Genomic DNA, 23,625 nt, shown 5'->3' with positions numbered 1-23,625 from the left:
CGTCACTAGGTGCCAGGCGGGCGGGGCGCACCGGACCAGGAGGACGAGCCATGACCGTACCCAACTCCTTCACCGCGTCCCTGTCGGCGGCCGAGCGGGCGGCGATCGGCCGCCGGGCCCGGGCCCGTGCGTCGCGTTCGTGCCACGGCTGGTACGACGGCGGCCCGGACCGCTTCGACCCGGTCGAGGTGATCGAGCGCCAGTCGGCGACCCGCGTACCGGAGCTGGTGCCGGTGCGCTACGGCCGCATGCTGGAGTCGCCGTTCCGCTTCTACCGCGGCGCGGCGGCGATCATGGCCGCGGATCTGGGGCCCACACCGAACTCCGGGCTCCAGGTGCAGCTGTGCGGAGACGCCCACCTGCTGAACTTCCGGCTGCTCGCCTCGCCCGAGCGGCGTCTGGTCTTCGACATCAACGACTTCGACGAGACGTTCCCCGGCCCGTTCGAGTGGGACGTCAAGCGTCTGACGACCAGCTTCGTCACGGCGAGCCGGGAGAACGGGTTCTCCGTCAAGGAGCAGAACCGCGCGGTGCGGACCTGCGTGGCGGCCTACCGCCGGCGGATGAGGGAGTTCGCCGGCATGCGCACCCTGGACGTCTGGTACGCCCAGGACGACGTGGAGGGCCTGCGCAGACTGCTGGCGTCGTCGATGGACAAGGACGTCAGGCGCCGTACCGAACGCGCCGCGGCACAGGCCCGCACCCGCACCCATATGCAGGCGTTCGAGAAGCTGACCCGCGACACTGCCGAGGGCCGCCGGGTCACCCCGGACCCGCCGCTGATCACCCCCCTCAGGGACCTGCTGTCCGGCTCGGCGGGGGACGAGGAGGAGAAGGTCCTCCGGGGCGTCATCGAGGACTACGCGCGCACCCTGCCGTCGGAGCGCAGGCATCTGCTGCGTCACTACCACCTCGTCGACATGGCCCGGAAGGTGGTGGGCGTCGGCAGCGTCGGCACCCGCTGCTGGATCCTGCTCATGCTCGGCAGGGACGACGACGACCCCCTGCTGCTGCAGGCCAAGGAGGCCCAGGAGTCGGTGCTGGCCGCCCACACGGGCGGCACGGGCTTCGACAACCAGGGCCGCCGGGTGGTGACCGGGCAGCGCCTCATCCAGACCACCAGCGACATCTTCCTCGGCTGGACGCACGTGGTGGGCCTGGACGGCAGGGACCGCGACTTCTACGTACGACAGCTGCGCGACTGGAAGGGCATCGCGCGCCCCGAGACCATGGGGCCGGAGATGCTGAACCTCTTCGCCCAGGTGTGCGGCGCCAGTCTGGCCCGGGCCCACGCCCGCTCGGGCGATCCGATCGCCATCGCCGCCTACCTGGGCGGCAGTGACCGGTTCGACCGCGCGCTCACCGAGTTCGCGCAGTCCTACGCGGACCGCAACGAGAAGGACTTCGAGGCGCTCGGGGCAGCGGTCGGCTCCGGCCGGGTCAGCGCACGGGACCTGTGAGCGGGCGTCCGCCTCACTCCGGAACCTGTCGCATCTCCAGCACGTGCAGGCCCAGCGACTGGCAGCGTGCCAGCAGTCCGAAGAGCTGAGCCTCGTCGATGACCGACCCGTACAGAACCGTCTGACCGGACATCACCACGTGGTCCAGCTCAGGGAAGGCCTGGGCCAGCGTGTCCGACATGTGTCCGTCGACTCGGATCTCGTAGCGCATGGGCTTGCTCCCGCGAGCGGCCTGGTAAGGCGGTCTGCGCCCCGTACCGCGATGGTCCGGCCCGGCGGCGCGCGGGGCCTCACCCGGCAGAGGTGATCCGGGGCCGTTCGCCGGATTCAATGGGTCAGGACGAACTTGAAGGAGACGATCAGCAGGCCGAGCAGCAGGTTGACCGACGCGGTGGCCGCCACCAGACGCCAGGAGGCACCGGACCGGCGCGCCGCGGCGACCGACCATCCCACCTGCCCGGCCAAGGCGACGCACAGTGCCAGCCAGACGGTGCCCTGCACGTCCAGTCCCAGCAGGGGGCTGACGGCCACGGCGGCGGCCGGCGGGACGGCGGCCTTGACGATCGGCCACTCGTCGCGGCACGCGTGCAGCACCGCGTGCCGGTCCAGGGGGTGCTGCGCCAGGCGTGCTCCGAACAGCTGGGCGTGCACGTGCGCGATCCAGAACGCCAGGCCGGTGAGCAGCAACAGCAGCATCAGTTCCAGCCGCGGGGACGAGCCGAGCGAGCCGGCGCCGATGACCACGGAGGTGGCGAGCATGGATCCGTAGACGCCTCCGGTGTAGTCCGCGTGGGTGGCCCGCTCGGGGGCGTCCGCGCGGGCCGCGGCGCGGTCTGTTCGGGTCATCGCAGTTCACTTCCGGGTCGGGGGGGGGGATGAGCGGTCGATCCCCGGGGCGGCGGGATGAGCGGTCCATTCCGGGGCGGGGGGCGAGTGGTCCATTTCCGGGTCGGCGGGACGAGTGGTCCATTTCCGGGTCGGGGGTGAGCGGTCGTTTCCGGGTCAGTGGGGTGAGCGGTCCTCCTCCCGCTCGGGAGACGGGCGGTCCTCCTTCCGCTCGGGGGCGGGCGGTCCTCCTCCCGGTCGGGCGACGGGCGGCCCCCTTCGGCTCGGGGGGCCGGTCCTCCTCCCGGTCGGGCGACGGGCGGCCCCCTTCCGCTCGGGGGCGGGCGGTCCGGCTCCCGGTCGGGGGCGGGCGGTCCGCCTCCCGCTCGGGGGCGGGCGGTCCGGCTCCCGGTCGGGCGACGAGCGGTCTACTTACCGGCCGGGGACGGGCGGTCCACCTTCCGCTCGGGGGCGAGCGGCCACCCCCGGCCGGGATCGAGCCGTCCATCTGCGGCTCAGCGGGACGAGCCGACGGTCCCCGCCGGTGTGCCGGACTCCCGCGGTTTCGTGCGGCCTTTGCCGGTCGGGAGGTTGGAGGTCACGAGGAAGGTCGCCAGGGTGACGCCGCCGGCGGCGAGGATCGCCGCCTTCAGACCGTCGAGCTGCGCCGACGCGTAGGAATCCGTGACGGCCTCGACCTCGGACGGCGGGAGCCCGGCGTGCTCGGCCGCCGAGCGCACCTGGTCGGTGGTGACGAAGGAGATCCCCGACTCCAGTGCGACGCCGGTCTGCTTGCGGGCCTCCTCCGACAGCCGCGGATCGTCCGCCACCTGGGCGGTGAAGGCGTGGGCCAGCGCGCCCAGGAGGATCGAGCCGATGAGCGCCGTACCGAGCGCGGAACCGAGGTTCTGTGCGGTGAACTGCAGGCCGCCGACCTCGCTGCGCTCGTCCTCGCCGGCGCTCGACTGGACGACGTTGCCCAGCTGCGAGGCGAGCAGTCCGGTGCCCACGCCGACCAGGGCCATGGCTCCGGCGAACTGCGCGTCGTCGATGACCGGGTCGATGGTGGCCAGCAGCCATACGACGGCCACCGCGAGGACGACCAGGGCCAGCCGGACGATACGGCGCGGCCCGGCCGCCCGCCCCAACGCGGAGGCGAGCACGGAGGCCGCGAGCATGGCGACCGAGACCGGAAGCAGCCGCAGGCCCGTCTCGAAGGCGTCGAAGCCCTGCACCACCTGCAGATACAGCGGGATGACGAAGAACAGCCCCAGCAGGATCAGGTTCTGGCCCAGCAGGGCCAGCAGACCGGAACGCAGGGCCGGCCTGCGCAGCAGAGGCAGATGGACGAGCGGGTCGACGCCCTGAGCGTCGCGGTGCCGCTCCCAGCGGGCGAAGCCCGCCAGGACGAGGACGCCGGCGCCGACGACGAAGAGGGTGGGGGAGAAGCCGAAAAGGGTGAACGGCGGGTTACGGGGCGACACCCAGCCCCAGGTGCTGCTCTGCAGCACGCCGAGCACGCCCAGCCCGAGTCCGGCCGCCGACAGCACGGCCCCGATCCCGTCGAGCCCGGGGCGCCGCCCCGTCCGCGCGGCCTCCGTGATCATCCGGCGGCACAGCAGGACGGCCAGCACGACCACGACCTCACCGGCGAAGACCAGCCGCCAGGTGAGGTACGTCGTCACCCAGCCGCCCAGCAGCGGGCCGACCGCGATGCCGGCGCCGGCGAGTCCGCCGATGACGCCGTACGCGACCGCTCGGTCCGGTCCGCGGTACGACTCCGCGACCAGGGCCGCCATGGCCGGCAGCACCAGGGCGGCACCGAGCCCCTCGATGACCGACCAGCCCAGCGCCAGGACCCACACGGTGGGAGCCACGGCGGTCAGGGCCGATCCGGCGCCGTACACCACGAGTCCCAGGAAGAAGACGCGGCGGCGGCCCAGGATGTCGCCCAGCCTGCCCCCGATGATCATGAATGCGGCCATGACCAGCGCGTACAGGGTGATCACGGCCTGGATCGTGGTGACCTCGGTGTCGAAGTCCTTGACCAGCTGGCTGATCGAGACGTTCATCACCGAGGTGTCCAGGACCATCAGGAACTGGGCCGTACCCAGGACGATCAGAGCGCGCCAGCGTTTCACTGTGCCCACCTCGCCGAGTCGGGCCGGAGCGGCGCCGGGTCGGCCGCCGCTTCCATCGCAACGGAAGCGGGGCACCCCGCGCCTCACCCGTCGCGGGCGAGGCCGCCTGTGCTCACAGCAGGCCCATGTCGCGTGCGCGGCGCACCGCGGCGGCGCGCCGGTTCACCGCCAGCTTCCGGTACAGGCTCTTCAGATGCGTCTTCACCGTGTTCACCGACACGTACAGGTCCGCGGCGATCTCCTGCGTCGACATCATCTGGGCCAGCCGCACCAGGACGTCGCGCTCCCGTGCGCTCAGCTCCTCCACGACGATCGGCGCGGGGGACGGCCCCGCGGCGGACAGGTCCTCGTGGACCGGGTTGCCGGCGGTGAGCCAGCCCGCCGCCAGCCGGTCCAGCGGCGCCGTGACCAGCAGGGGCCGGATCCACCGTCCGGCGTCGAGGAACGGCCGCCGCAGCCGCTCGTGCCGGGCGTCGAGGAGGGCTTGCGCGACCAGCCTGCGGGCGGTGGCGGTATCGCCCGCGGCATCCGCGGCCATGGCCTTGACCAGGGCCGCCCGGACGGTCACCGCCGGGCCCGCCCGGTCGGTGGCGGGCAGGCTGAGCAGGAGGTCGATGGCCTCCTCCTGGTTGCCGACGGCGAACTGGATGCGCGCGGCCTCCGTGGTGCACGACGGCTGGTCGTCGGCCAGCTTCCGCAGTATCTCCGCCGCCTCCCCGGCCCGGCCTTCGGCCAGGTGGGCGGCCGAGGCCACCAGCCTCTCGTGGCTCTCGGCCCAGGGCGAGGCCACGACCGCGCGGACGTCCGGGTCGGCCGCCTCGACGGCCGCGCGGGCGTCGCCCCTGGCCAGCTCGAGCCGGGCGGTGACGATGGCCCGGCCGGCGGCCGTGACCGGGTCGTGCGGGGTGGCGGAGCGTTCGGCGGCATCGTCGAGGAGGGCCTCGGCCCGGCCCAGTTCGTTGCGGTCGACGGCGACGCCCGCCAGCACCACCTGCTCGATCCCGCAGCCGGCCGACGCGGACGTACCGAACCGCTCCGCCTCGGCCATCGCCTCCAGAGCCTTGTGCTCCGCCCTGCCGGGCCAGCCGTCCAGATAGTCGATCAGCGCGAGGTGCCCCATCGACTCCTCCCGGGCCAGTACGGTCGAGGCGCTGTCGGGGGAGTCGGCCGCCTTGGACAGCGCGGCTCGCGCCTCCTCGAAACGTCCGGCCCACAGGCGCGCGGAGCCCAGATGGGTGAGCAGGAGCGCGGTCAGCTCGGGATGTTTGTCCAGCAGGTCCGGTGCCACCTCCTGGCGCACTTCGTCGGCGGACTCGGCGGCCAGCTCCGCGCGGGTGGGGGAACCGGTCAGCCGGGCGGCCAGGGCCTCCAGCAGCGCACAGCTCAGCCGGGCGGCCGCCGGATCGCCGGTGACGGTTTCCAGCCGGGCGCGTGCCTGGCGCAGATGGGCCGTGCCGTGCCGGAAGTCGCCGTGGGAGAGGTCGCGGGCCGCCCGTACGAGGTCGGTGGCGGGGCCGGTGGCCTCGGGCCCCATCCCGGAGAACAGCCCGGCGAGGTCGTCGGAGCGCAGACCGGTGAAGAACCGGCCGATGGCCAGGTCGTCGACGAGCGCGCCCGCGGTGAAGTCCCAGTCACCCGCGGCGGCTCCGTGGGTGAGCGCCTCCGGGAGCGATCCCGCCCGCCGCAGCCATCGGGCGGCCCGCCGGTGGAGCTCGGGCTCCAGACCGGGGCGGCGCACGCACAGGTGGGTGCGGAGTATCTCCCCGAACAGCGGGTGCAGGCGGTACCACGAGTGTCCGAGCTGCTCGACGAAGGCGTTCTCGCGGTGCAGTTCGGCGAGGATGCGCGCGGAGTCGGCGCGGCCGGTCACCACGTTGGCCAGCTCGGGGCTGAAGCGGTCCAGGACACTGACCCGCAGCAGGAGGTCCTGTGTCGCCACCGGCTGCCGCTTGAGCACCTCGGCCAGCAGGAAGTCGGCGATGGTGCTCCGGTCCGCCTCGAACTCCTTGAGATAGACCTCCGGGTCCCGGCTCTCCTGCGCGGCGAGAGCGCTCAGCCGCAGACCGGCGGCCCAGCCCCGGGTGCGGTCCACGAGTGCCTGCGCCGAGTGCACGGACAGATGCAGTCCGTGCCGCTCCAGCAGGGCCACCGTCTCCTCGGGGGTGAAGGCCAGCTCGGCGGCGCGGATCTCCCGCAGTTCGCCGGCCGCCCGGTAGCGGTGCAGCGAGAGCACCGGTTCGGTGCGGGTGACGAGGACCAGCCGCAGCCCCCGACCGGCGTGCTGCAGCACGAACTCCAGCTGTTCCGCGATCTCCGGTTCCGTCACGCGCTCGTACTCGTCCAGTACGACGGTGACGGGCGGTTCGGCGGTGGCGAGGTCCTCGGCGATCGCCGTCAGCAGCCTGCGGTCCACGTGGTACGCGTCGGCCGGACCGCGGATCCGGTCCGAGAGCCGTCTGCCGCTGGTACGGAGGGCCTGGAGGAAGTACGCCCAGAACATTCCGGGCCGCTTCTCCTCCGCCTCCATGGTCAGCCACGCGACCGACGGTTCCCGGCCGGCGGCCCAGTCGGCGACGAGCAGCGTCTTCCCGGCGCCGGCCGCACCGTTGACCATGGTCAACGGCGGCTGCAGTGAGCAGTCCAGCCGCTCTGTGAGCCGCGCCCGCGACAGGAAGGTGACGGGTCGCGACGGCAGGATGAATCGCGTGCGTAGGTAGGGGTCCCCGAGCGGATCTGTGTACTGTTCGGCCGGTTCCTGCTGGTCCTCGTCGACAGACACGGCGCTCACCACCACGGTGCGTCAGTTCATGGGCAGCGCTCCCCATCGCTGATCATCCCATCCTTCTCGGACACGCGCTCGCCACACATGAGCCAAAGGTCTGCTCGCGGGGCCGAACGTCCCGGGTCGAGGGACCTGAGGGGCTACAACCCCCGCCGGGCGTCGCGGTACGCCCGCCAGCCGCCGTACGACGTGATGTCCTCGGCGTCGTGGAGGGCGCTCGGTTCGCACAGGAAACCGGGGACGAGGCCGCCGTCCGCCAGCTCCACGGCGCCCAGGGTCATCGGGCGGGGAAGGGCGGCCAGCAGCCGGCCCAGGCCCTCGGCCGGCAGCCGCCACACCTCGGCCTCGATCGCGGCCCCCTTCTCGCCGACGCGGACCAGGCCGGGCTTCGGCGGGGTGGTCCGCAGGGCGTGCAGCCGGTATGCCGGGGCGGTCGTGGTCGTGCGCTCCAGGCGGGCGCCCAGGGACAGCAGCTGGTGGTTGAGGGGCTGACCGGAAAGGTGGGCGCCGACCACCGCGAGCCGTGTCTCCGGGCGGAGCAGCGCGGCGATCGCCGTCAGCCGGCGGTCCGTGAATGCCGGGCCGATCAGCATCACCCCGAACGGCAGGCCGTTCGCCTCGCCCGCCGGTACGGCGACGGCGGCCAGGTCGAAGAGGTTGGTGGAGTTGGTGAAGCGGCCCAGCCGCGCATTGGTGCCCAGCGGGTCGGCGGCGACCTCGGCGAGGGTGGGATGGCCGGGGGCGGTGGGCAGGAGCAGGGCGTCGGAGTCGGAGAGGCCGGCTAGGGCGCGGGCGCGCAGACCGGCGAGGCGGTCCAGGTCGGCGTAGAGCCGGTGGGCGGGGATGTCGCGGGCCCGGGTGATGATGCCGGCGACGGTCGGGTCCAGACCCTCGGTGCCGTCGATGGTCGCTTTGTCGACGAAAGCGCCCACCGCCGTGTAGCGCTCGGCCACGAACGCGCCCTCGTAGAGCATCGCCGCGGCCTCGGTGAAGGGCGTGAGGTCCAGCGTGCGCACGTCGGCACCGGCCGAGGCGAGCTGTTCCACGGCCGCCTCGTACGCCTCCGCCCAGCCGTCGTCCAGTTCGCCCAGCTGACCGGGGGCCGGGACCGCGACGCGCCAGGGGCCAGGAGCCCGCTGGGCGAGCGGGGGGAGATCCCGGGCCGGCGGGGACGTCATGAACGACAGCGCCCGCTCGGCCTCCGGGAGGGTGCGGGCGAACACCGTCACACAGTCGAGGGAGGCGCAGGCCGGGACGACGCCCGTGGTGGGCACCAGGCCGCGGGTCGGCTTCAGGCCGACGATGCCGTTGAAGGCCGCCGGGACCCGGCCCGAACCGGCGGTGTCCGTGCCGAGGGCGAAGTCGACGATGCCGAGCGCCACGGCGACCGCCGATCCGGAGCTCGAACCCCCGCTCACCCGGGAGGGGTCGTGGGCGTTGCGCACGGCGCCGTAGGGGGAGCGGGTGCCCACCAGGCCCGTCGCGAACTGGTCCAGGTTCGTCGTCCCCAGCACGATCGCGCCCGCCGCCCGGAGCCGCGCCACCACCGGCGCGTCGGACTCGGGCCGACAGGCGTACGCCGGGCAGCCCGCGGTCGTGGGCAGCCCGGCCACGTCGATGTTGCCCTTGGCCGCGAACAGGCGTCCGGCGAGCGGAAGCCGCTCACCGGCGGCGACGCGCTCGTCGACAGCCCGTGCCTCCGCCTCGACCTCGTCCCGGGGGCGCAGGTCGATCCAGATCTCGGGTCGGTCCACGGCCTCGACGCGGGCGTAGGCGGCGCGGACTCGGGTGAGAGCGGACATGCTGTGTGCCTCTTTCGGTTCGTCGACCGGAGTCTCAGTTCGTCGCCGGGGCCAGGACGAGCAGTGCCGTTCCCGCCTCCACCTGGTCGCCGGGCCGGGCCAGGATCTCGGTCACCACGCCGTCCATCGGCGCGTGCACCCGGGATTCCATCTTCATCGCCTCCAGGGCGAGCAGCGGCTGGCCGGCCGACACCGTCTCGCCGGGCCGGACGTTCAGCTGCCAGACCGACGCGGCGAACTCGGCCTCCACCAGCCTGCCCCCGGGCGGCAGCGCGATCTCGGCGGGCGGCGCCGGTGGCGCGGCCGCCGCCTCGGCCCGGGCGAACTCGCCGGCCGCCTCCCACGCGTCGCGTTCCGCCGCGAACGCCGCCTGCTGCCGGTCCCTGAACTCCCGTATGGATTCGGCGTTCTCGGCCAGGAAGGCCTGGTGGGCGGCGAGCGAGAAGGTGCCCTCCTCGATGCGCGGAACGAAGCGGCCGGAGGTGATGTCGGCCCGCAGGTCCAGGAGTTCCTCCGCGCTCACGGGATACCACTTGATGCGGTCGAAGAAGCGCAGCAGCCAGGGGGAGCCCTTCTCGAAGGCGCCGCGTTGCTGCCAGCCCGACCAGACCTGGGTGGTGCGGCCGACGAACTGGTAGCCGCCGGGGCCCTCCATGCCGTAGACGCAGAGGTAGGCGCCGCCGATGCCGACCGAGTTCTCGGCCGTCCAGGTGCGTGCCGGGTTGTACTTGGTGGTCACCAGGCGGTGGCGGGGGTCGAGCGGGGTGGCCACGGGAGCGCCCAGGTAGACGTCGCCCAGGCCCAGTACGAGGTATTCGGCGTCGAAGACCGTGTCGTAGACGTCGTTCACCGACTCCAGGCCGTTGACGCGACGGATGAACTCGATGTTCCACGGGCACCAGGGGGCGTCGTCGCGCACGCCCGCCATGTAGCGGGCGATGGCCTCGCGGGTCGCCGGGTCGTCCCAGGACAGCGGGAGATGGACGGTGCGGGAGGGTACGACCAGCTCGTCCGTGGGCGGGAGGGCGGCCGCGATCTCCCGTACTGCGGACAGGAGTTCGGGCTGGGGGAGGCGGGCCGGGTCGGTCCGGATCTGCAGGGAGCGGATGCCCGGGGTGAGGTCGGTGATGCCGTCCGGGCCGTGCGCGGCCAGTGCCTCCATCAGGGCGTGGACGCGCATGCGCAGGGCCAGGTCGAGGTGCATGGGACCGAACTCGACCAGCAGGTTGTCGTCGCCGCTGCGCCGGTAGGTGAGGTCGCCGTCCCTGGCCAGGACACCGCCGTCGACGATCTCGGGGCGGGGCGAGCCGTCGATCCGCACGGGGGCGAACCGTACGGTGTCGCCCGGCCGGAGCTGCCCCAGCTTCCAGCGCTCGGCGCCGAGCACCGTCGCCGGGCACACGAAACCGCCCAGCGACGGCCCGTCCGGGCCGAGCAGCACCGGCATGTCGCCGGTGTAGTCGACGGCGCCGACCGAGTACGGGGTGTCGTGGACGTTGGACGGGTGCAGGCCCGCCTCGCCGCCGTCGGCGCGGGCCCAGCGCGGCTTGGGGCCGACCAGGCGCACACCGGTGCGCGCGGAGTTGAAGTGGACCTTCCAGTCAGCGGCGTAGAAGTCGCGGATGTCGTCCTCGGTGAAGAACTCCGGTGCGGCGTGCGGGCCTTCGACGGCCCCGATCCGCCACGCGGCGTCGAAGGAGGGCCGGTCCGCCGGTGGTACCGGTGTGCCGTCCCCGGTCGCCCGGCCGCCGTGCAGGACGTCGCCCGTGCGCAGCGCCCGGCCTCCGTGCCCGCCGAACCCGCCGAGGGTGAAGGTGCTCGCGCTGCCGAGGAAGGCCGGGACGTCGAGGCCGCCCGCGACGAGGACGTAGGTGCGCAGGCCGTGCCGGGCCGGTGCGGCGGTCTCCAGTACGGCCCCGGCGGGCACGGTCACCGGCTCCCACTGGGGGACCGGCCTGCCGTCGACGGTGACCTCGGCGGGCGCGCCCGTCACGCACACCGTCGTGGGGTGCGTGAACCGCAACGCCGGTCCCCGCAGCGTGCATTCGAGGCCGGGGGCGCCCTCGTGGTTGCCGAGGGCCCGGTTGCCGAGGCGGAAGGACAGGTCGTCCATCGGGCCGCACGGGGGAACCCCCACCTGCCAGTAGCCGGTGCGGCCCGGCCAGTCCTGCACCGTGGTGAGGGTGCCGGCGGAGACGACCTCGATCCGGGGAGTGGGGTCGGTGACGTGGGCGAGGGTCGCCGTCGAGTGGCCGGCCGCGCGGAAGGCGTCGTCCGTCAGGGCCGCCCGGACCAGGCCCAGGTTGGTCTCGATGCCGTCGACGCGGGTACGGGCGAGGGCCTCGTCGAGCCTGCGGAGCGCGTGGGCGCGGTCGGAGCCGTAGGCGATGATCTTCGCGAGCATCGGGTCGTACGACGTCGTCACCTCGGTGCCGGTCTCCACCCAGCCGTCCACGCGCACGCCCGGCGGGAACTCCACCCGCGTCAACAGTCCGGCGCTGGGCCGGTGTTCGCGGGAGGGGTCCTCGGCGTAGAGGCGGGCCTCGACGGCGTGGCCGCGCGGGGTGCCCGGGTCGCGGACGACGTCACGCTCGCCGCGGGCCAGGCGCAGCATCCAGGCGACCAGGTCGACTCCGTACACCTCCTCGGTGACCGGATGCTCCACCTGCAGACGGGTGTTGACCTCCAGGAAGTAGGCCTCCTCGCGGGCGGCGTCGTAGACGAACTCGACCGTGCCGGCCGAGCGGTAGCCGACGGACGCGCACAAGTCGCGCGCACTGTCGGCCAGTTGCTCGCGCACATGGTCGGGGAGGCCGGGGGCGGGTGCCTCCTCCAGGACCTTCTGGTTGCGGCGCTGCAGCGAGCAGTCGCGGTCGCCGAAGGTGACGACACTGCCGTCGCCGTCGCCGAAGACCTGCACCTCGACATGGCGGGCGCGTTCCACCAGGCGCTCCAGGAACACCCCGGCGGAGGCGAAGGACGCGGCGGCGACACGCTGGACCTGCTCCCAGGCGTCGGCCAGCTCCTCGGCCGACCGGCACGCCGACATGCCGATGCCGCCGCCACCGCCGGTCGCCTTGAGCATGACGGGGTAGCCGATGACCGCGGCCTCGGCGAGCGCCTCTTCCAGTGATGGCAGCAGCCCGGTCCCCGGCGCCAGTGGCACGCCCGCCGCCTCGGCCGCAGCCCGTGCCGTGTGCTTGGCGCCGAACAGCTCCAGCTGCTCCGGCGTCGGACCCACGAACACGATCCCGGCCTCCTCGCACCGGCGTGCGAACAGGGCGTCCTCGGACAGGAAGCCGTATCCGGGGTGGATGGCCCCCGCGCCGGTGTCCTTGGCCGCCTTCAGCACCAGGTCGGCGTCGAGGTAGGACTCCTTCGCGGGCGCCGGCCCGAGCCGCACCGCTTCGTCGGCCAGGCGAACGTGCGGTGCCGAGCGGTCGGGGTCGGAGTACACGGCGACCGTGCGCAGGCCCAGTTCGCGGGCGGTGCGGATGATCCGCACGGCGATCTCGCCGCGGTTGGCGACCAGCAGCGTGTCGAAGGTCATCGCACCGCTCCGGTGATGGTCATCTCCACCGCCGTCGGCTCGAAGCCGTTGCAGGGGTTGTTGATCTGGGGGCAGTTGGAGACGAGGACCAGGACATCGCGATCGGCGCGCAGGGTGAGCCCGAGGCCCGGCGCGGAGAGGCCGTCGACGATGCCGAGGGTGCCGTCCTGCTCGACCGGCACGTTCATGTACCAGTTGATGTTGGAGACCAGGTCGCGCTTGCCGAGGCCGTGCCGGGCGCCCTCGGCCAGGAAGTTGTCCACGCACGCGTGCTGCGCGTAGGTGTGATGGCCGTAGCGCAGGGTGTTGGACTCCTTGGAGCAGGCGCCGCCGACCGTGTCGTGCCGGCCCACCTCGTCCTCGACCACCGTCATCAGCGGCGTGTGCTCGTTGGACATCAGCACACTGCCCGTGGTCAGGAAGAGGTTGCCCTGCGCCTGGATGGTGTCGGGGGCGCTGTAGCGGACGGATGTGTCGTGGGCGTCGTACACGAGGAAGTCGACGGCTTGGTTGCCGTGCAGGTCGGTGACGGTCAGTGTCTGTCCCTCGCGGACGATGGACGACCAGGCGGCGCGGGCCGGAACGATGGTCGTCGTACGAACCTCTGCGGTCTTCACGCGAGCCTCCTCGGTCTTCATGCGAGCCCCCGCGAGGTGAGGAATTCGGCGGTGTTGAGGAAGGCGCGGCGGCCCTCGGGGGTGGCGTCCCACAGCGGGTCGCCCGGTGCGGTCGGGGCGGAGCGCCAGGCAAGGACCTCCAGCGGGGTGGAGACGTACTCCTGCCGCGGATCGGCCGGGTGCGGCACGTTGGCGATCAGGACGGTGACGTCCTGCTCGGTGCGGAGCGTGACGCTGCCGCCGGCGCCGGCCGAGCCCGTGAAGTCGAGGGAGCCGTCGTCGCGTATCCGCACACCCTGGAAGAAGGAGAGGGAGGGCGGCAGATCGCGGGGCTCCAGACCGTTCTTGGCCGCCGCCAGCTTCAGCAGCTCGCGGCCGGCGGGGGAGGCGGACTGGGGGGCGCCGTCGCCGTACCGCTGCGTGTTGCGTACGAGGGTGGAGGTGCCGCACAGCGCGTCGTGCCGTCCGGAGGTGTCGGCGACCACCGACGCCAGGACCCGGCCCTGGTCGGACAGCAGCAGCCGGCCCTCGCCCAGGTAGGCGTTCCACTGCACCTTCACCGTGTCGGCGACGTTCAGCCGCTCCCAGGGCCGGTCGGCGACGTACAGCAGCAGATGGGCGCAGGCGTCGCCGCGCAGGTCGGTCAGGCGCAGCTCGGTGCCGCGGGCCAGTACCCGGTGCGTGTAGTTGCCGCCCGCCACCGTCTCGGCCCACAGCAGGTGACCCGCCTCGCACGGCGGGGCGGGCCAGTCGGTCGCCGGTACCACGGGCATGGCCTCGGCGCGGGCGCCCTCCTGGGCGCGGGCATGGTCTCGGGCTCCGTACGTGGTCGCTGTCGCCATCGCGGACCTCCGGCTGCGGGGTGGCTCGTCGGGTATTTCTGTCGGTCGACAGAAATTAGAGGGGCGTGGCGGGTCGAGGGCGTTGCCCGCGCGTTGCCGGTCGGTTACCGGGTCCTCACCAAGATCACCGCGAGTCCGGCGGCAGGGTCGGTGTGCGAGGATCGAACGCATGGGGACGACAGGTGGGCGCCGGGTCGGCCGGCCGCGGGCCGCGCGGCGGCCGGACAGCGGGCTCTCGCCGCGCGACGAACTGCTCACCGCCGCCGCCGAGTTGTTCACCACCCGCGGCTACGCGGCCACCTCCACCCGGGCGGTTGCCGAGCGGGCGGGCATGCGGCAGGCCTCCATGTACCACTACGTCTCCGGCAAGGAGGAACTCCTCGCCGAGCTGCTGGAGTCCACCGTCACGCCCTCGCTGGCATGCGCCCGCGACCTCCTCGCCGACGACGCGAGGCCGGCCGGGGAACGCCTGTGGGAGCTGTGCCGCACGGACGTGGAGCTGCTGTGCGGCGGCCCGCACAATCTCGGGGGACTGTATCTGCTGCCCGAGGTGCGCGCCGAGGGGTTCGCGGGCTTCCACGCCGTGCGTGCCGAACTTAAGGACGCCTACCGGCAGTTGCTAGCGGCGACGCCCGCCGGTGGGGCGCTCGCCAAGAGTGAGCTCGACCTTCGGACGGATCTGCTGTTCGGGCTGATCGAGGGTGTGATCCTCGTCCACCGTTCCGACCCCGACCGCCCGGTGTCGGCGTTCGCGGAGGCCACGGCGGACGCGGCGCTGCGCATCGCCGGCGTCTGAACCGGCCGTCGGGTCACGGCCGGAAGCCGTTCTTCACTCGTCACGGTGAGTGATTTTCGTACCCGCATTCACCGTCACTCGCTGTGCGCGACTGTGGGCACACCGTGTAAATGGAGCCGAGAGTACTCGCTTCCGGTGTCCCTTTTCAGGGGCTTGCTGAATATGACACGGCGATGATCCGGTCGGACTAAGCTCGCCCGCAGCGCACCGAGTTGAGATGTATTCGTGCGCTTGTTCCCCATATGTGCGACTCCCTGCCGATTCGTTTCAGAGGGCCTAAATGGTGAGTGTTCAATCCCCGCCCGGGCGCCGCGAACTGCCTTACGCGCGCGTGTTGTTGCTGCCCGCGATACTGATGGCCGCGGTGACCGGCGCCGCCGTCGCCGTGGTGACCGACCCGGCCCGGGCCGCCGTCGGCTGGTGCGGCGCCGCCGCCACGCTCCTGGTGATCGCGACGGCGGCCGAGGCGGTCCGGCGCGGCCGCAGCCTGCGGACCCTGCGCGAGCAGAGCGCCCGTCACATTGCGTATCTGGAACAGCGCCTCGCCGGCCACGAGCAGCAGATGCTCCGCTTCGCACGCGAGATCGCCCCCAACGCCATCTACTGGCTCCGCAGGGGAAATTCGCCCACGGAGGTGATTCGCCAACTCCCCAACGTCGACCCGAGCTACGCTGAACTGCCCGAGTCGCAGCTGCGGTTGCTCAGGACGATCCTCGACATCATCGACACCGAGGAAGCACTGCGGGACTCCTCCCAGCGCTCCTTCGTCAGCATCGCCCGCCGCGTCCAGGCGATCGTGCACCAGCAGGCCAAGGAACTCCGCGAGATGGAGGAGGACCACGGCCGCAACCCCGAGGTCTTCGACGACCTGCTGCGCATCGACCACGGCACCGCGCTGATCGGCCGGCTCGCCGACTCCATCTCCGTCCTCGGCGGCGGCCGCCCCGGCCGCCAGTGGCCGCAGCCCGTCCCGCTCTACAGCGTGCTGCGCGGCGCCATGTCCCGGATCCTGGAGTACCGGCGCATCTCGCTGGACACCATCGCCAAGGTCAACATCCGCGGCATCTCCGTCGAGCCGGTCATCCACGCCTGCGCCGAACTCCTCGACAACGCCACCCGCTACTCGCCGCCGCAGACCAAGGTGCACGTCACCGCCACCGAGGTGCAGACCGGCATCGCCATCGAGATCGAGGACGCCGGCGTCAGCCTCAGCGAGGAGGCCCGCGCCAAGGCCGAGGGCATGCTGGAGCGCGCCAAGGCCGGCGTCGACCTCCAGGAGCTCGGCGAGTCCCCGCGCCTCGGCCTCGCCGTCGTGGGCCGCCTGTGCAAGGCCTACGACATGCAGATCTCGCTGCGCGCCTCGGCGTACGGCGGCGTCCGCGCCGTACTCGTCGTGCCGCGCGTGATGGTGACCGAGGACATCGCGCCCGGCCTCGCCCACGGCATCGGCGCCACCGCCGCGCCAAAGCTCGACATCGGCGGCATCGAGGCCCCCCAGCGCGCCCCCAAGCGGCGCCGTCCCACCAGCCCGCGCATTCCCGCCGGCGTCTCCATGGAGGACGACGTCCCCGTGGTCACCGAGTGGACGGCGGGCGGTCTGCCGCAGCGGCGCAGCCGGGTCAAGACGCCGCTCAGTGTCCGACTGGCCGAACAGGCCGCCGCCGAACGCGCCGAACGGGAGGCCGAGGAGGCCCGCTCCGTCTGGGCGACGCCCGAACCCGAACCCGAGCCGGAGGAGAAGGACGAGCCCGAACCGGGCCTGTGGGTCGAGGCGTTCTGGAACGGCCTGAAGGGCACGCCCGACCCGTTCGACATTGCCCAGCCGACCAACGAGCCGGCCCGCCTTGAGGCCGACGACGAGAGGGACCCCAAGTGATCCAGCAGCGAGCCAACTTCGACTGGATGCTCAAGGATCTCGCCGATGGAGTACCGGGCATCGAGATGATCGTGGTGCTGTCCGCGGACGGCCTGCGCATCGCTCGCTACGGAGGCGACCCGGACGCGGCCGACCGCGTCGCCGCGGCCTGCGCGGGCCTGCAGAGCCTCGCGGGTGCCGTTGCCCAGGAGATCCCGGACAGCGACGGCCGGATGAAGATGGTCCTCATCGAGATCAACGGCGGCTACTTCTACCTGATGGCCGCCGGCCCCAACGCCTATCTCGCGGTCCTGTCGGACGTGGTCGCCGAACCGGGCCTGATGAGCAACCGCATGCGCGACCTCGTGGTCCGCATCGGCGCTCACCTCACCAGTCCACCCCGACGCAACGGGCAGGCCGTATGACTCCTCCGCAACGCCGGCGACGACATCAGAACCGGCAACCACCCCCGCCGCCCGTCCCGCGCACCGCCAAGCAGGGCGACGAGAAGGCCCCGGAACGGCTCTACGTCGTCGCCGGACCCGACGGCGAGCGGGCGGACATCGACCTGGTGACCTTAATCGTGGCGCGCGCCGACCCGCCGCCCTCGGCCACACCGGAGCAGACGGCGACGCTCCGGTTGTGCGCGGCCCCCCTCTCGGTGGCCGAGCTCTCGGCCTATCTGAACCTGCCGTTCAGCGTGATGACCGTACTGCTCACCGAGATGCTGGCGGCCGAACTGGTGCAGGCGCGCGCCCCGATCGTGCGGCAGGCGCTTCCCGACCGTTCCCTCCTCGAAGCGGTGATGCATGGACTTCAAAGGCTCTGACACCATCCCCGGACCACGCACAGAGGATCATCTGCCGCATACGGCCCAGGCCGCGGTGAAGATCGTGATCGTGGGCGGCTTCGGAGTCGGCAAGACGACGATGGTCGGTTCGGTCAGCGAGATCAGGCCGCTGACCACCGAGGAGACCATGACGCAGGCCGGCGTCGGGGTCGACGACAACTACGGCTCGGAGTCGAAGACGGCCACCACCGTCGCCATGGACTTCGGCCGGATCAGCATCACCGACCAGCTGGTGCTCTACCTCTTCGGCACGCCCGGCCAGGAACGCTTCTGGTTCCTGTGGAACGGCCTGTTCGAAGGCGCGCTCGGCGCGGTCGTCCTGATCGACACGCGCCGCCTCGAGGTCAGCTTCGACGTCATAGGACGACTGGAGGAGCGGGGCGTGCCCTTCGTGGTCGCCGTCAACTCCTTCCCCGACGCGCCGCGTTACCCCATCGAGGATCTGCGCAGCGCCCTCGACCTGGCCGAGGAGATCCCGATCATCGAGTGCGACGCCCGCCGCCGGGCCTCCAGCCGGGACGTCCTGATGACGCTGATGCGCTTCCTCCACGCCCTGGCGACGGCGAAGAGGCCGGCGTGAGCGGCGCACCCGACCTCGACCTCTCCTTTCCCACCTGATTCCACCTCAGCTTCGGAGCCACCATCGTGACGCCTGAACCCTTCTCCCCGACCGACACGGACCAGCCCCTCACCGCCCCACCCCCCGGCTGCCCCGCCCACGGCATCGGCCCCGGCGGGCTGCGCCGGCTGTACGGTCCGGGGACGGAGGATCTGAGGCCCGTCTACGAGGAGCTTCGCGCCGAGCACGGCCCGGTGGCCCCCGCGCTGCTGCACGACGACCTGCCGATCTGGGTGGTGCTCGGCCACAGCGAGAACATGCAGATGGTGCGCACCGCCTCGCACTTCTCGCGTGACCTGCGGTTGTGGACCCCGCTGCGGCAGGGCATGGTCAAGCCCGAGAACCCGCTCATGCCGCACCTCGCGTGGCAGCCCATCTGCAGTCACACCGAGGGCGACGAACACCTGCGGCTGCGCGGCGCGGTCACCGGCGCCATGTCCACCATCGACCACCGGGGTATCCGCCGCTACATCAACCGCGCGACCCAGCACCTCGTCAACAGGTTCTGCGAAGAGGGCCGGGCCGACCTGGTCGGCCAGTTCGCCGAGTACCTGCCGATGGCCGTGATGTGCGAGATCCTCGGCATGCCCGAGGAGTACAACGACCAGATCGTGCAGGCCGCCCGCGACATGCTCAAGGGCAGCGAGACGGCCATCGCCAGCAACGCGTACATCATGGACGTCCTGATGCGGCTCACCGTCCGCCGCCGCGCCGCCCCCCAGGACGACTTCACCAGCCACCTGATCAACCATCCGGCGCGGCTCACCGACGACGAGGTGGGCCAGCACCTGCGCGTCGTCCTGATCGCCGCGTACGAGGCCACCGCCAACCTCCTCGCCAACGTCCTGCGCGTGGTGCTCACCGATCCGCGGTTCCGCGCCCAGCTCAACGGCGGTCAGATGACGGTGCCCGAGGCGGTCGAGCAGTCCCTGTGGGACGAGCCGCCGTTCAGCACCATCCTCGGCTACTTCGCCAAACAGGACACCGAGCTGGGCGGCCAGCACATTCGCAAGGGTGACGGCCTCCTTTTCGGTATCGCGCCCGGCAACGTCGATCCCCGGGTCCGTCCGGACCTCACCGCCAACATGCAGGGCAACCGCTCTCACCTCGCCTTCGGCGGCGGCTCCCACGAGTGCCCGGGCCAGGACATCGGCCGTGCCATCGCCGACGTCGGCGTCGACGCGCTGCTGACCCGTCTCCCCGACGTCGAACTGGCCTGTGACGAGGACGAGTTGCGCTGGCGGTCGTCCATCTCCAACCAGCACCTGGTGGCCCTGCCGGTGGAGTTCGCGCCGAAGCCCCAGCAGGACGTCATGGAGAGGCTCGTCATCTCCCCGGTGCCGTCACAGCGCTCGAACGACTGGCAGATCGGCACCGTGCAGACACAGCTCCCCCCGCAGCAGCCCGCCGCCCCGGAACCCACCGCCGCGATGCCGGCTGCGGCGCCGGTCGCGGCGCCCGAACCGGTCGGCCGACCGAACGTGTTCCGGCGCCTCCTGCGGTGGTGGAGCGGCGACTGAGCCGACCGATGAGAGGGCTAGTCGGCCCACTCGTCGTACGACGACCAGGCCCGCAGCAGACGTGAGCTGACGAACCGGTGCTCGCGCCCCGTGACCGGATCGGCGAACTCCAGCACCCGCGACAGCAGTTGGAGCGGCCGACGAAAATCACCGTCCGGCACGGGGCCGGTCACCACGGGATAGAGGGGGTCGCCGAGAATCGGCACCCCCAACGCGCTCATGTGCACCCGCAGTTGATGGGTCTGACCGGTGTGCGGTCTCAGCCGGTACCGGGCGCGTCCGTCCCGCTGCTCCAGCAACTCGACCCGGCTCACGGCGTTCGGCTCGCCCTCGACCTCGCGGGCCGTGACCACCCCGCGCTCCTTGACGATCCGGCTGCGCACGGTGCGGGGCAGGTCGAGTGCGGCGTCGTAAGGGGCCACCGCCTCGTATTCCTTCCGCACCCGCCGCTCCTGGAACAGCGCCTGGTACCTGCCGCGCTCCTCGGGACGCACGGTGAACAGCACCAGGCCGGCCGTCAGCCGGTCCAGCCGGTGCGCCGCCCCGAGCGTCGGGATGTCAAGCTCGCGCCGCAACCGTGCCAGGGCGGTCTCGGCGACATGACTGCCGCGCGGGGTCGTGGCCAGGAAGTGCGGCTTGTCGGCCACGACCACGTGCTCGTCGCGGTACACGACGTCGATCTTGAACGGGACCCGCTCCTCGGCGGGCAGGTCCCGGTGGAACCACACGTACATCCCCGGCACGTACGCCGCGTCCCACGGCACCGGACGTCCCGTGACATCGACGATCCGCCCCGCGTGGAACATTCCGTCGATCACCGCGGCCCCGGGCGCGAGCCGCGCCACGAGATGATCCCGCACGGTCGCCCAGGTGTCGGCGGGCGGCAACCGCACCCGCACGGGATCCACCCCGTCGCGCTGTGGCAGGGGAGAGGGCGGGGGCGGGGTACGGCGTCTCATCGCGTCCAGCTTACGAAGGTGCCGGCTCCCGCCTCGTACCCCCTTACCCGGCGACCCTGCTGGACAGCCGCCCCCACCAGGCGATCGACGGGATCTTCAGCGGGTCCGGGCCGCTGAGCTCGCGGGCGGGGCGCGTGGGGGTGATGCGGATGACGGAGCCGCCCTGCGGGACGGTGTGGCGGGGGCAGGTCGCCGCCCAGTCGAGGTGCCCGCGGATCATGGACGCGAGGCTGGCGAGATGGCCGGCCAGCGCGGGGCTCGCGGTGTCGTTGACCTGGTCGCACAGCCCCAGCCAGTGCTCCAGTACCCGATCACGCATCGCCACGGCCTGGGCGAGGGCCTCGGCGGGGCCGGCGCCGGTGGTGCGGGCGAGGACGTCGGGCAGGTTGTTGACGTCGACGACACCGTCGCGACGGTCCTTGGCGTAGCCGCAGATGTCGTTGTCCCAGCCCAGGATGAGGCCGGTCATCTCGGTCAGCGCCCGTACCTCCGGTCGGTCCAGGTCCGCCGGCGCCGGTTCCGCGCCGTCCACGGCGGCCGCGAGGTCCGTGAGCGGCAGCACCCAGGTGGTGGCGAGGCGGTTGCGCACATAGGTGTCGAGGTCGGGCGGCAGCCGGCGGACATGCTGCGTGCTTTCGCGCACCTCGGCGGCGAGGGTGACGCGGAAGTCACGGACCAGGCGTGCCCTGAGCCCGGGAGACATCGAGTGCCCCAGACGCCGGCCGATGTCATGGAGCGCCCGGACCGTCGGTTCGGCCGGTTCGTCCAGTGGGCCGCGGTCGAGCGCCCGGGAGAGCGCCGCGGCGTAGCGCTCGAACTCGGCGGGCCGACCGCGCAGCCGTCCCTCGTCGTTGAGGTCGTCGATGACGAACGTCAGGGTGAGCAGGGCGGCCATGGTCCGGGCGCCGGCCAGGCCGGCACGCGGGACGAAGCGGGCGGCGAGGCCGGCGATGTCCGCGGCGGCGAGGCGCGTCGACTCGGCGTCGCTCCCGACAAGCCGGTGACGGACGCTCCAGTCGAGCTGGAACTCGGTGACCAAGGCGCGTTGCGGGTGGATCCGGCTGGGGATCGGGCACCACAACGAGGGTATGGAGAGCGGATCACGCGGCTGCTCGTTCATGCGTACTCCCTTCCTGGCCGCCGGTCCGCAGCGTGGGCGGCCGACGGCGGGCGGGCCGGTCGGGACGGGCCCTGGCGGCTGAGCGAGTGCGTTGCGCTGCGGGCTGGTCGGGGCCCGGGTCATGGCGCGGACCGTGGGCTCCGGGCCGCCTCCGGGTGCCGCAGCAGATCCATGAGCCCTCGGCAGGTCAGGGCGTGCGCCTGGGCGGGCACGTCGGTCAGGAACGGTCGCGGGCCGCTCATGAAGGGGTCCGGCTCGTCCCAGGTGCCGTCGCCGAGTTGCGTCTCGACGAGGAAGCGGGCGGCCCGCGCGAGAGCCTGCGGCGTGCTGATCCGGGAACGGACGAGGACGGTTGCGGCGAGGGCCGTGGCCGCCGGGCTGGAACCGCTCGCGCCGGGGAACGCCGGCCAGCCGCCGTCCCTGTTCTGGGTGGCCGCCAGGGTCCTGGCCTCCGAGCGGGCGGCGTCGGTGCTCCAGCCCACCACCGGACCGATCTCGGCGGCCGGGTAACCGGGGAAGACATACCAGTCGGCGGTCCAGCGACGGGCACCGCGGTGCTGCTGCTCAAGCCAGCGAGCGGCCCGCCCGACGTCGACCCCGGTGCAGCCGTGGGCACGCATTCCGCCGACCATGTGCGCGACGGTGTCCTGAGCCACGGTGTCCCGGGAGGATCTCCATGTGGTCCACAGACCGCGGTCGTCCTGGTTCTCCCGCGCGTAGACCGCGACGGCCGGCCAGGCCCGGCGGCCCTGTTCCGTGCCGGCCAGGGCGAGCAGGGTGTTCCCCGTGGTGTCCGCGTCGCAGTCCAGTCCGCTGCCGGCGATCGCCGACGACACACTGCCCCAACCTCCTTGCCGGGACTGGGCGTCGGCCAGGAAGTCCAGCGCTGAGGGCCGGGCGAGCGCGTCGAAGGCGGAGTGGCCGCGCAGGCAGCGAACCATCAGGCCGGTGTCCCAGACGTCGAACGTCGTGAACCGCCATGTCCCGTCCGCGTGTTGGTCTGCCAGGAGCCTGGCCGTGCAGCGCCGCGTGGCAGCCCGCCCCGGTGCGACCCGGGTCAGTGCCAGACAGGCCATGGCGGTGACCAGCGGCATGGCGTGGTAGGAGCCGTCCGGGGCCTCCTCGGCGGCCAACGCGGCGACAAGGCCTTCGTCCACCGGCAGGCCCACCGCCTGCCCGGCGATGATCGCGGCGGACAGGAACTGGGCCCGGTGCCAGCCGGTCAGTGAGGCGCCGCCTCCGTGGCCGAGTGCCTTTGTGGCGTGGTCCAGCAGCTCGTACGGGGAGCAGCCCGGCGCACCCGCGGCCACCCCCAGGGTCCGCAGCAGCAACAGGCGACGCTGATACGCGGCGCTGTCGCGTGGAAAGACGGGCAGCGGGGGCGGGGTCGTGACGTCGAGGGCGAGGGCGCGGAGCCACGCGTCCGCCGCCGCCGTGAAGGCGTCGTGTCTCTGCGGCTCGGCCCGCCGGAGCCAGGCACGCACACGGTCGTGGTGCGGCGAACCGCATTCCGCCTTGGCCAGGACGAAGGCCGCGAGGGCGTTCTCCAGAATGCGCGGGCGCGCGGGCGTCGCCCACGAGCCGTTGGGCCGCTGTGACTCCAGACAGGCGGCAGCGGCGCGGTCCAGGCAGCGCCGTGTCTCGCGGGCCGGCACAGGCGCTTCGCCCAGAGGATGCCAAGCGGTACGGGAACTATGCATAACGGCTCAACTCCGCAGCGCAGGTGAGGGCCATGGGGGTTCCGATCAAGGCGTGCCGAGGAACAGCGTCGGGGACAACCTTCCCGCCCGCCACACGGCGCGGTGCGCGTGGTTGTACGCCCCAGCGCGCGCGGTCGTGACTGGCGGGCCTCAGTGTGTCTCGCAATGAGGTTTGTGTAGCCGGTAG

At 72.5% G+C, this 23,625-nt stretch carries 17 protein-coding genes and 1 pseudogene; 7 read left to right on the top strand and 11 right to left on the bottom strand.

Annotation, left to right across the window (positions count from 1 at the left end):
- Positions 1 to 50 precede the first annotated feature (50 nt).
- On the top strand, positions 51 to 1,460 hold the full coding sequence (locus FBY22_RS28625) for a DUF2252 domain-containing protein (RefSeq protein WP_142150743.1): 1,410 nt from the start codon (positions 51 to 53) through the stop codon (positions 1,458 to 1,460).
- Between the two features lie 13 nt (positions 1,461 to 1,473).
- Here FBY22_RS28625 and FBY22_RS28620 read toward each other — a convergent pair whose 3' ends face one another.
- The 8 genes and pseudogenes from FBY22_RS28620 to FBY22_RS28585 form a co-directional block, all read right to left on the bottom strand.
- Positions 1,474 to 1,671, bottom strand: a complete 198-nt coding sequence (locus FBY22_RS28620) for a hypothetical protein (RefSeq protein WP_142150741.1) — start codon at positions 1,669 to 1,671, stop codon at positions 1,474 to 1,476.
- Between the two features lie 116 nt (positions 1,672 to 1,787).
- On the bottom strand, positions 1,788 to 2,306 hold the full coding sequence (locus tag FBY22_RS28615; RefSeq protein WP_142150739.1) for a hypothetical protein: 519 nt from the start codon (positions 2,304 to 2,306) through the stop codon (positions 1,788 to 1,790).
- A 494-nt stretch (positions 2,307 to 2,800) separates the two neighbouring features.
- Positions 2,801 to 4,426: an MFS transporter gene (locus tag FBY22_RS28610; protein WP_142150737.1), complete on the bottom strand. Its 1,626-nt coding sequence runs from the start codon at positions 4,424 to 4,426 to the stop codon at positions 2,801 to 2,803.
- A gap of 112 nt (positions 4,427 to 4,538) precedes the next feature.
- Positions 4,539 to 7,220, bottom strand: a complete 2,682-nt coding sequence (locus tag FBY22_RS45405; RefSeq protein WP_142150735.1) for a LuxR C-terminal-related transcriptional regulator — start codon at positions 7,218 to 7,220, stop codon at positions 4,539 to 4,541.
- A gap of 128 nt (positions 7,221 to 7,348) precedes the next feature.
- A pseudogene (gene atzF / locus FBY22_RS28600) lies at positions 7,349 to 9,016 on the bottom strand (allophanate hydrolase); the annotation flags it as partial.
- Between the two features lie 28 nt (positions 9,017 to 9,044).
- Positions 9,045 to 12,560, bottom strand: coding sequence for a 5-oxoprolinase/urea amidolyase family protein (locus tag FBY22_RS28595; RefSeq protein WP_142150731.1), 3,516 nt, complete (start codon positions 12,558 to 12,560; stop codon positions 9,045 to 9,047).
- Complete coding sequence (locus FBY22_RS28590) at positions 12,557 to 13,198, bottom strand: urea amidolyase associated protein UAAP2 (protein WP_142150729.1); 642 nt, start codon at positions 13,196 to 13,198, stop codon at positions 12,557 to 12,559. Before FBY22_RS28590 ends, FBY22_RS28595 begins: the two co-directional genes overlap by 4 nt.
- Positions 13,195 to 14,019 carry an urea amidolyase associated protein UAAP1 gene (locus FBY22_RS28585; RefSeq protein ID WP_142150727.1) on the bottom strand — a complete coding sequence of 275 codons (825 nt, stop codon included), beginning with the start codon at positions 14,017 to 14,019 and terminating at the stop codon, positions 13,195 to 13,197. The genes FBY22_RS28590 and FBY22_RS28585 overlap by 4 nt, the downstream gene beginning before the upstream one ends.
- A 169-nt stretch (positions 14,020 to 14,188) precedes the next feature.
- On the opposite strand from FBY22_RS28585, the gene FBY22_RS28580 reads away from it, so the two are divergent.
- From FBY22_RS28580 to FBY22_RS28555, 6 genes are all read left to right on the top strand, one after another.
- On the top strand, positions 14,189 to 14,815 hold the full coding sequence (locus tag FBY22_RS28580; protein ID WP_142150726.1) for a TetR/AcrR family transcriptional regulator: 627 nt from the start codon (positions 14,189 to 14,191) through the stop codon (positions 14,813 to 14,815).
- 280 nt (positions 14,816 to 15,095) lie between these two features.
- Positions 15,096 to 16,691, top strand: a complete 1,596-nt coding sequence (locus tag FBY22_RS28575) for a sensor histidine kinase KdpD (protein WP_142150724.1) — start codon at positions 15,096 to 15,098, stop codon at positions 16,689 to 16,691.
- Positions 16,688 to 17,095 (top strand): roadblock/LC7 domain-containing protein, encoded by a 408-nt coding sequence (locus FBY22_RS28570; RefSeq protein WP_058926362.1) that lies wholly within the window; start codon positions 16,688 to 16,690, stop codon positions 17,093 to 17,095. Before FBY22_RS28575 ends, FBY22_RS28570 begins: the two co-directional genes overlap by 4 nt.
- Positions 17,092 to 17,499 (top strand): DUF742 domain-containing protein, encoded by a 408-nt coding sequence (locus FBY22_RS28565; protein WP_142150722.1) that lies wholly within the window; start codon positions 17,092 to 17,094, stop codon positions 17,497 to 17,499. The genes FBY22_RS28570 and FBY22_RS28565 overlap by 4 nt, the downstream gene beginning before the upstream one ends.
- The gene (locus FBY22_RS28560; protein WP_142150720.1) at positions 17,480 to 18,100 is read left to right on the top strand and encodes an ATP/GTP-binding protein; all 621 of its coding nucleotides are present in this window, start codon (positions 17,480 to 17,482) and stop codon (positions 18,098 to 18,100) included. The genes FBY22_RS28565 and FBY22_RS28560 overlap by 20 nt, the downstream gene beginning before the upstream one ends.
- Positions 18,101 to 18,165: 65 nt before the next feature.
- Positions 18,166 to 19,659, top strand: a complete 1,494-nt coding sequence (locus FBY22_RS28555; protein ID WP_142150718.1) for a cytochrome P450 — start codon at positions 18,166 to 18,168, stop codon at positions 19,657 to 19,659.
- 17 nt (positions 19,660 to 19,676) lie between these two features.
- Here FBY22_RS28555 and FBY22_RS28550 read toward each other — a convergent pair whose 3' ends face one another.
- The 3 genes from FBY22_RS28550 to FBY22_RS28540 form a co-directional block, all read right to left on the bottom strand.
- On the bottom strand, positions 19,677 to 20,618 hold the full coding sequence (locus FBY22_RS28550; protein ID WP_142150716.1) for an RluA family pseudouridine synthase: 942 nt from the start codon (positions 20,616 to 20,618) through the stop codon (positions 19,677 to 19,679).
- A gap of 43 nt (positions 20,619 to 20,661) precedes the next feature.
- The gene (locus FBY22_RS28545; protein WP_142150714.1) at positions 20,662 to 21,738 is read right to left on the bottom strand and encodes a terpene synthase family protein; all 1,077 of its coding nucleotides are present in this window, start codon (positions 21,736 to 21,738) and stop codon (positions 20,662 to 20,664) included.
- Positions 21,739 to 21,857: 119 nt separating this feature from the next.
- Positions 21,858 to 23,393: a prenyltransferase/squalene oxidase repeat-containing protein gene (locus tag FBY22_RS28540; protein WP_142150712.1), complete on the bottom strand. Its 1,536-nt coding sequence runs from the start codon at positions 23,391 to 23,393 to the stop codon at positions 21,858 to 21,860.
- Between the last annotated feature and the right edge of the window lie 232 nt (positions 23,394 to 23,625).

This window comes from Streptomyces sp. SLBN-31 (assembly GCF_006715395.1).
Taxonomy (GTDB): Bacteria; Actinomycetota; Actinomycetes; order Streptomycetales; family Streptomycetaceae; genus Streptomyces.
Note: the sequence above shows the minus strand (reverse complement) of the source record. Positions and strands in the feature narration are given on the sequence as shown.

Coding starts and splice junctions, on each gene's coding strand:
- FBY22_RS28625 (WP_142150743.1), top strand. CDS start 51: ATGACCGTACCCAACTCCTTCACCGCGTCCCTGTCGGCGGCCGAGCGG.
- FBY22_RS28620 (WP_142150741.1), bottom strand. CDS start 1,671: ATGCGCTACGAGATCCGAGTCGACGGACACATGTCGGACACGCTGGCC.
- FBY22_RS28615 (WP_142150739.1), bottom strand. CDS start 2,306: ATGACCCGAACAGACCGCGCCGCGGCCCGCGCGGACGCCCCCGAGCGG.
- FBY22_RS28595 (WP_142150731.1), bottom strand. CDS start 12,560: ATGACCTTCGACACGCTGCTGGTCGCCAACCGCGGCGAGATCGCCGTG.
- FBY22_RS28590 (WP_142150729.1), bottom strand. CDS start 13,198: ATGAAGACCGAGGAGGCTCGCGTGAAGACCGCAGAGGTTCGTACGACG.
- FBY22_RS28585 (WP_142150727.1), bottom strand. CDS start 14,019: ATGGCGACAGCGACCACGTACGGAGCCCGAGACCATGCCCGCGCCCAG.
- FBY22_RS28580 (WP_142150726.1), top strand. CDS start 14,189: ATGGGGACGACAGGTGGGCGCCGGGTCGGCCGGCCGCGGGCCGCGCGG.
- FBY22_RS28575 (WP_142150724.1), top strand. CDS start 15,096: ATGGTGAGTGTTCAATCCCCGCCCGGGCGCCGCGAACTGCCTTACGCG.
- FBY22_RS28565 (WP_142150722.1), top strand. CDS start 17,092: ATGACTCCTCCGCAACGCCGGCGACGACATCAGAACCGGCAACCACCC.
- FBY22_RS28560 (WP_142150720.1), top strand. CDS start 17,480: ATGGACTTCAAAGGCTCTGACACCATCCCCGGACCACGCACAGAGGAT.
- FBY22_RS28550 (WP_142150716.1), bottom strand. CDS start 20,618: ATGAGACGCCGTACCCCGCCCCCGCCCTCTCCCCTGCCACAGCGCGAC.
- FBY22_RS28545 (WP_142150714.1), bottom strand. CDS start 21,738: ATGAACGAGCAGCCGCGTGATCCGCTCTCCATACCCTCGTTGTGGTGC.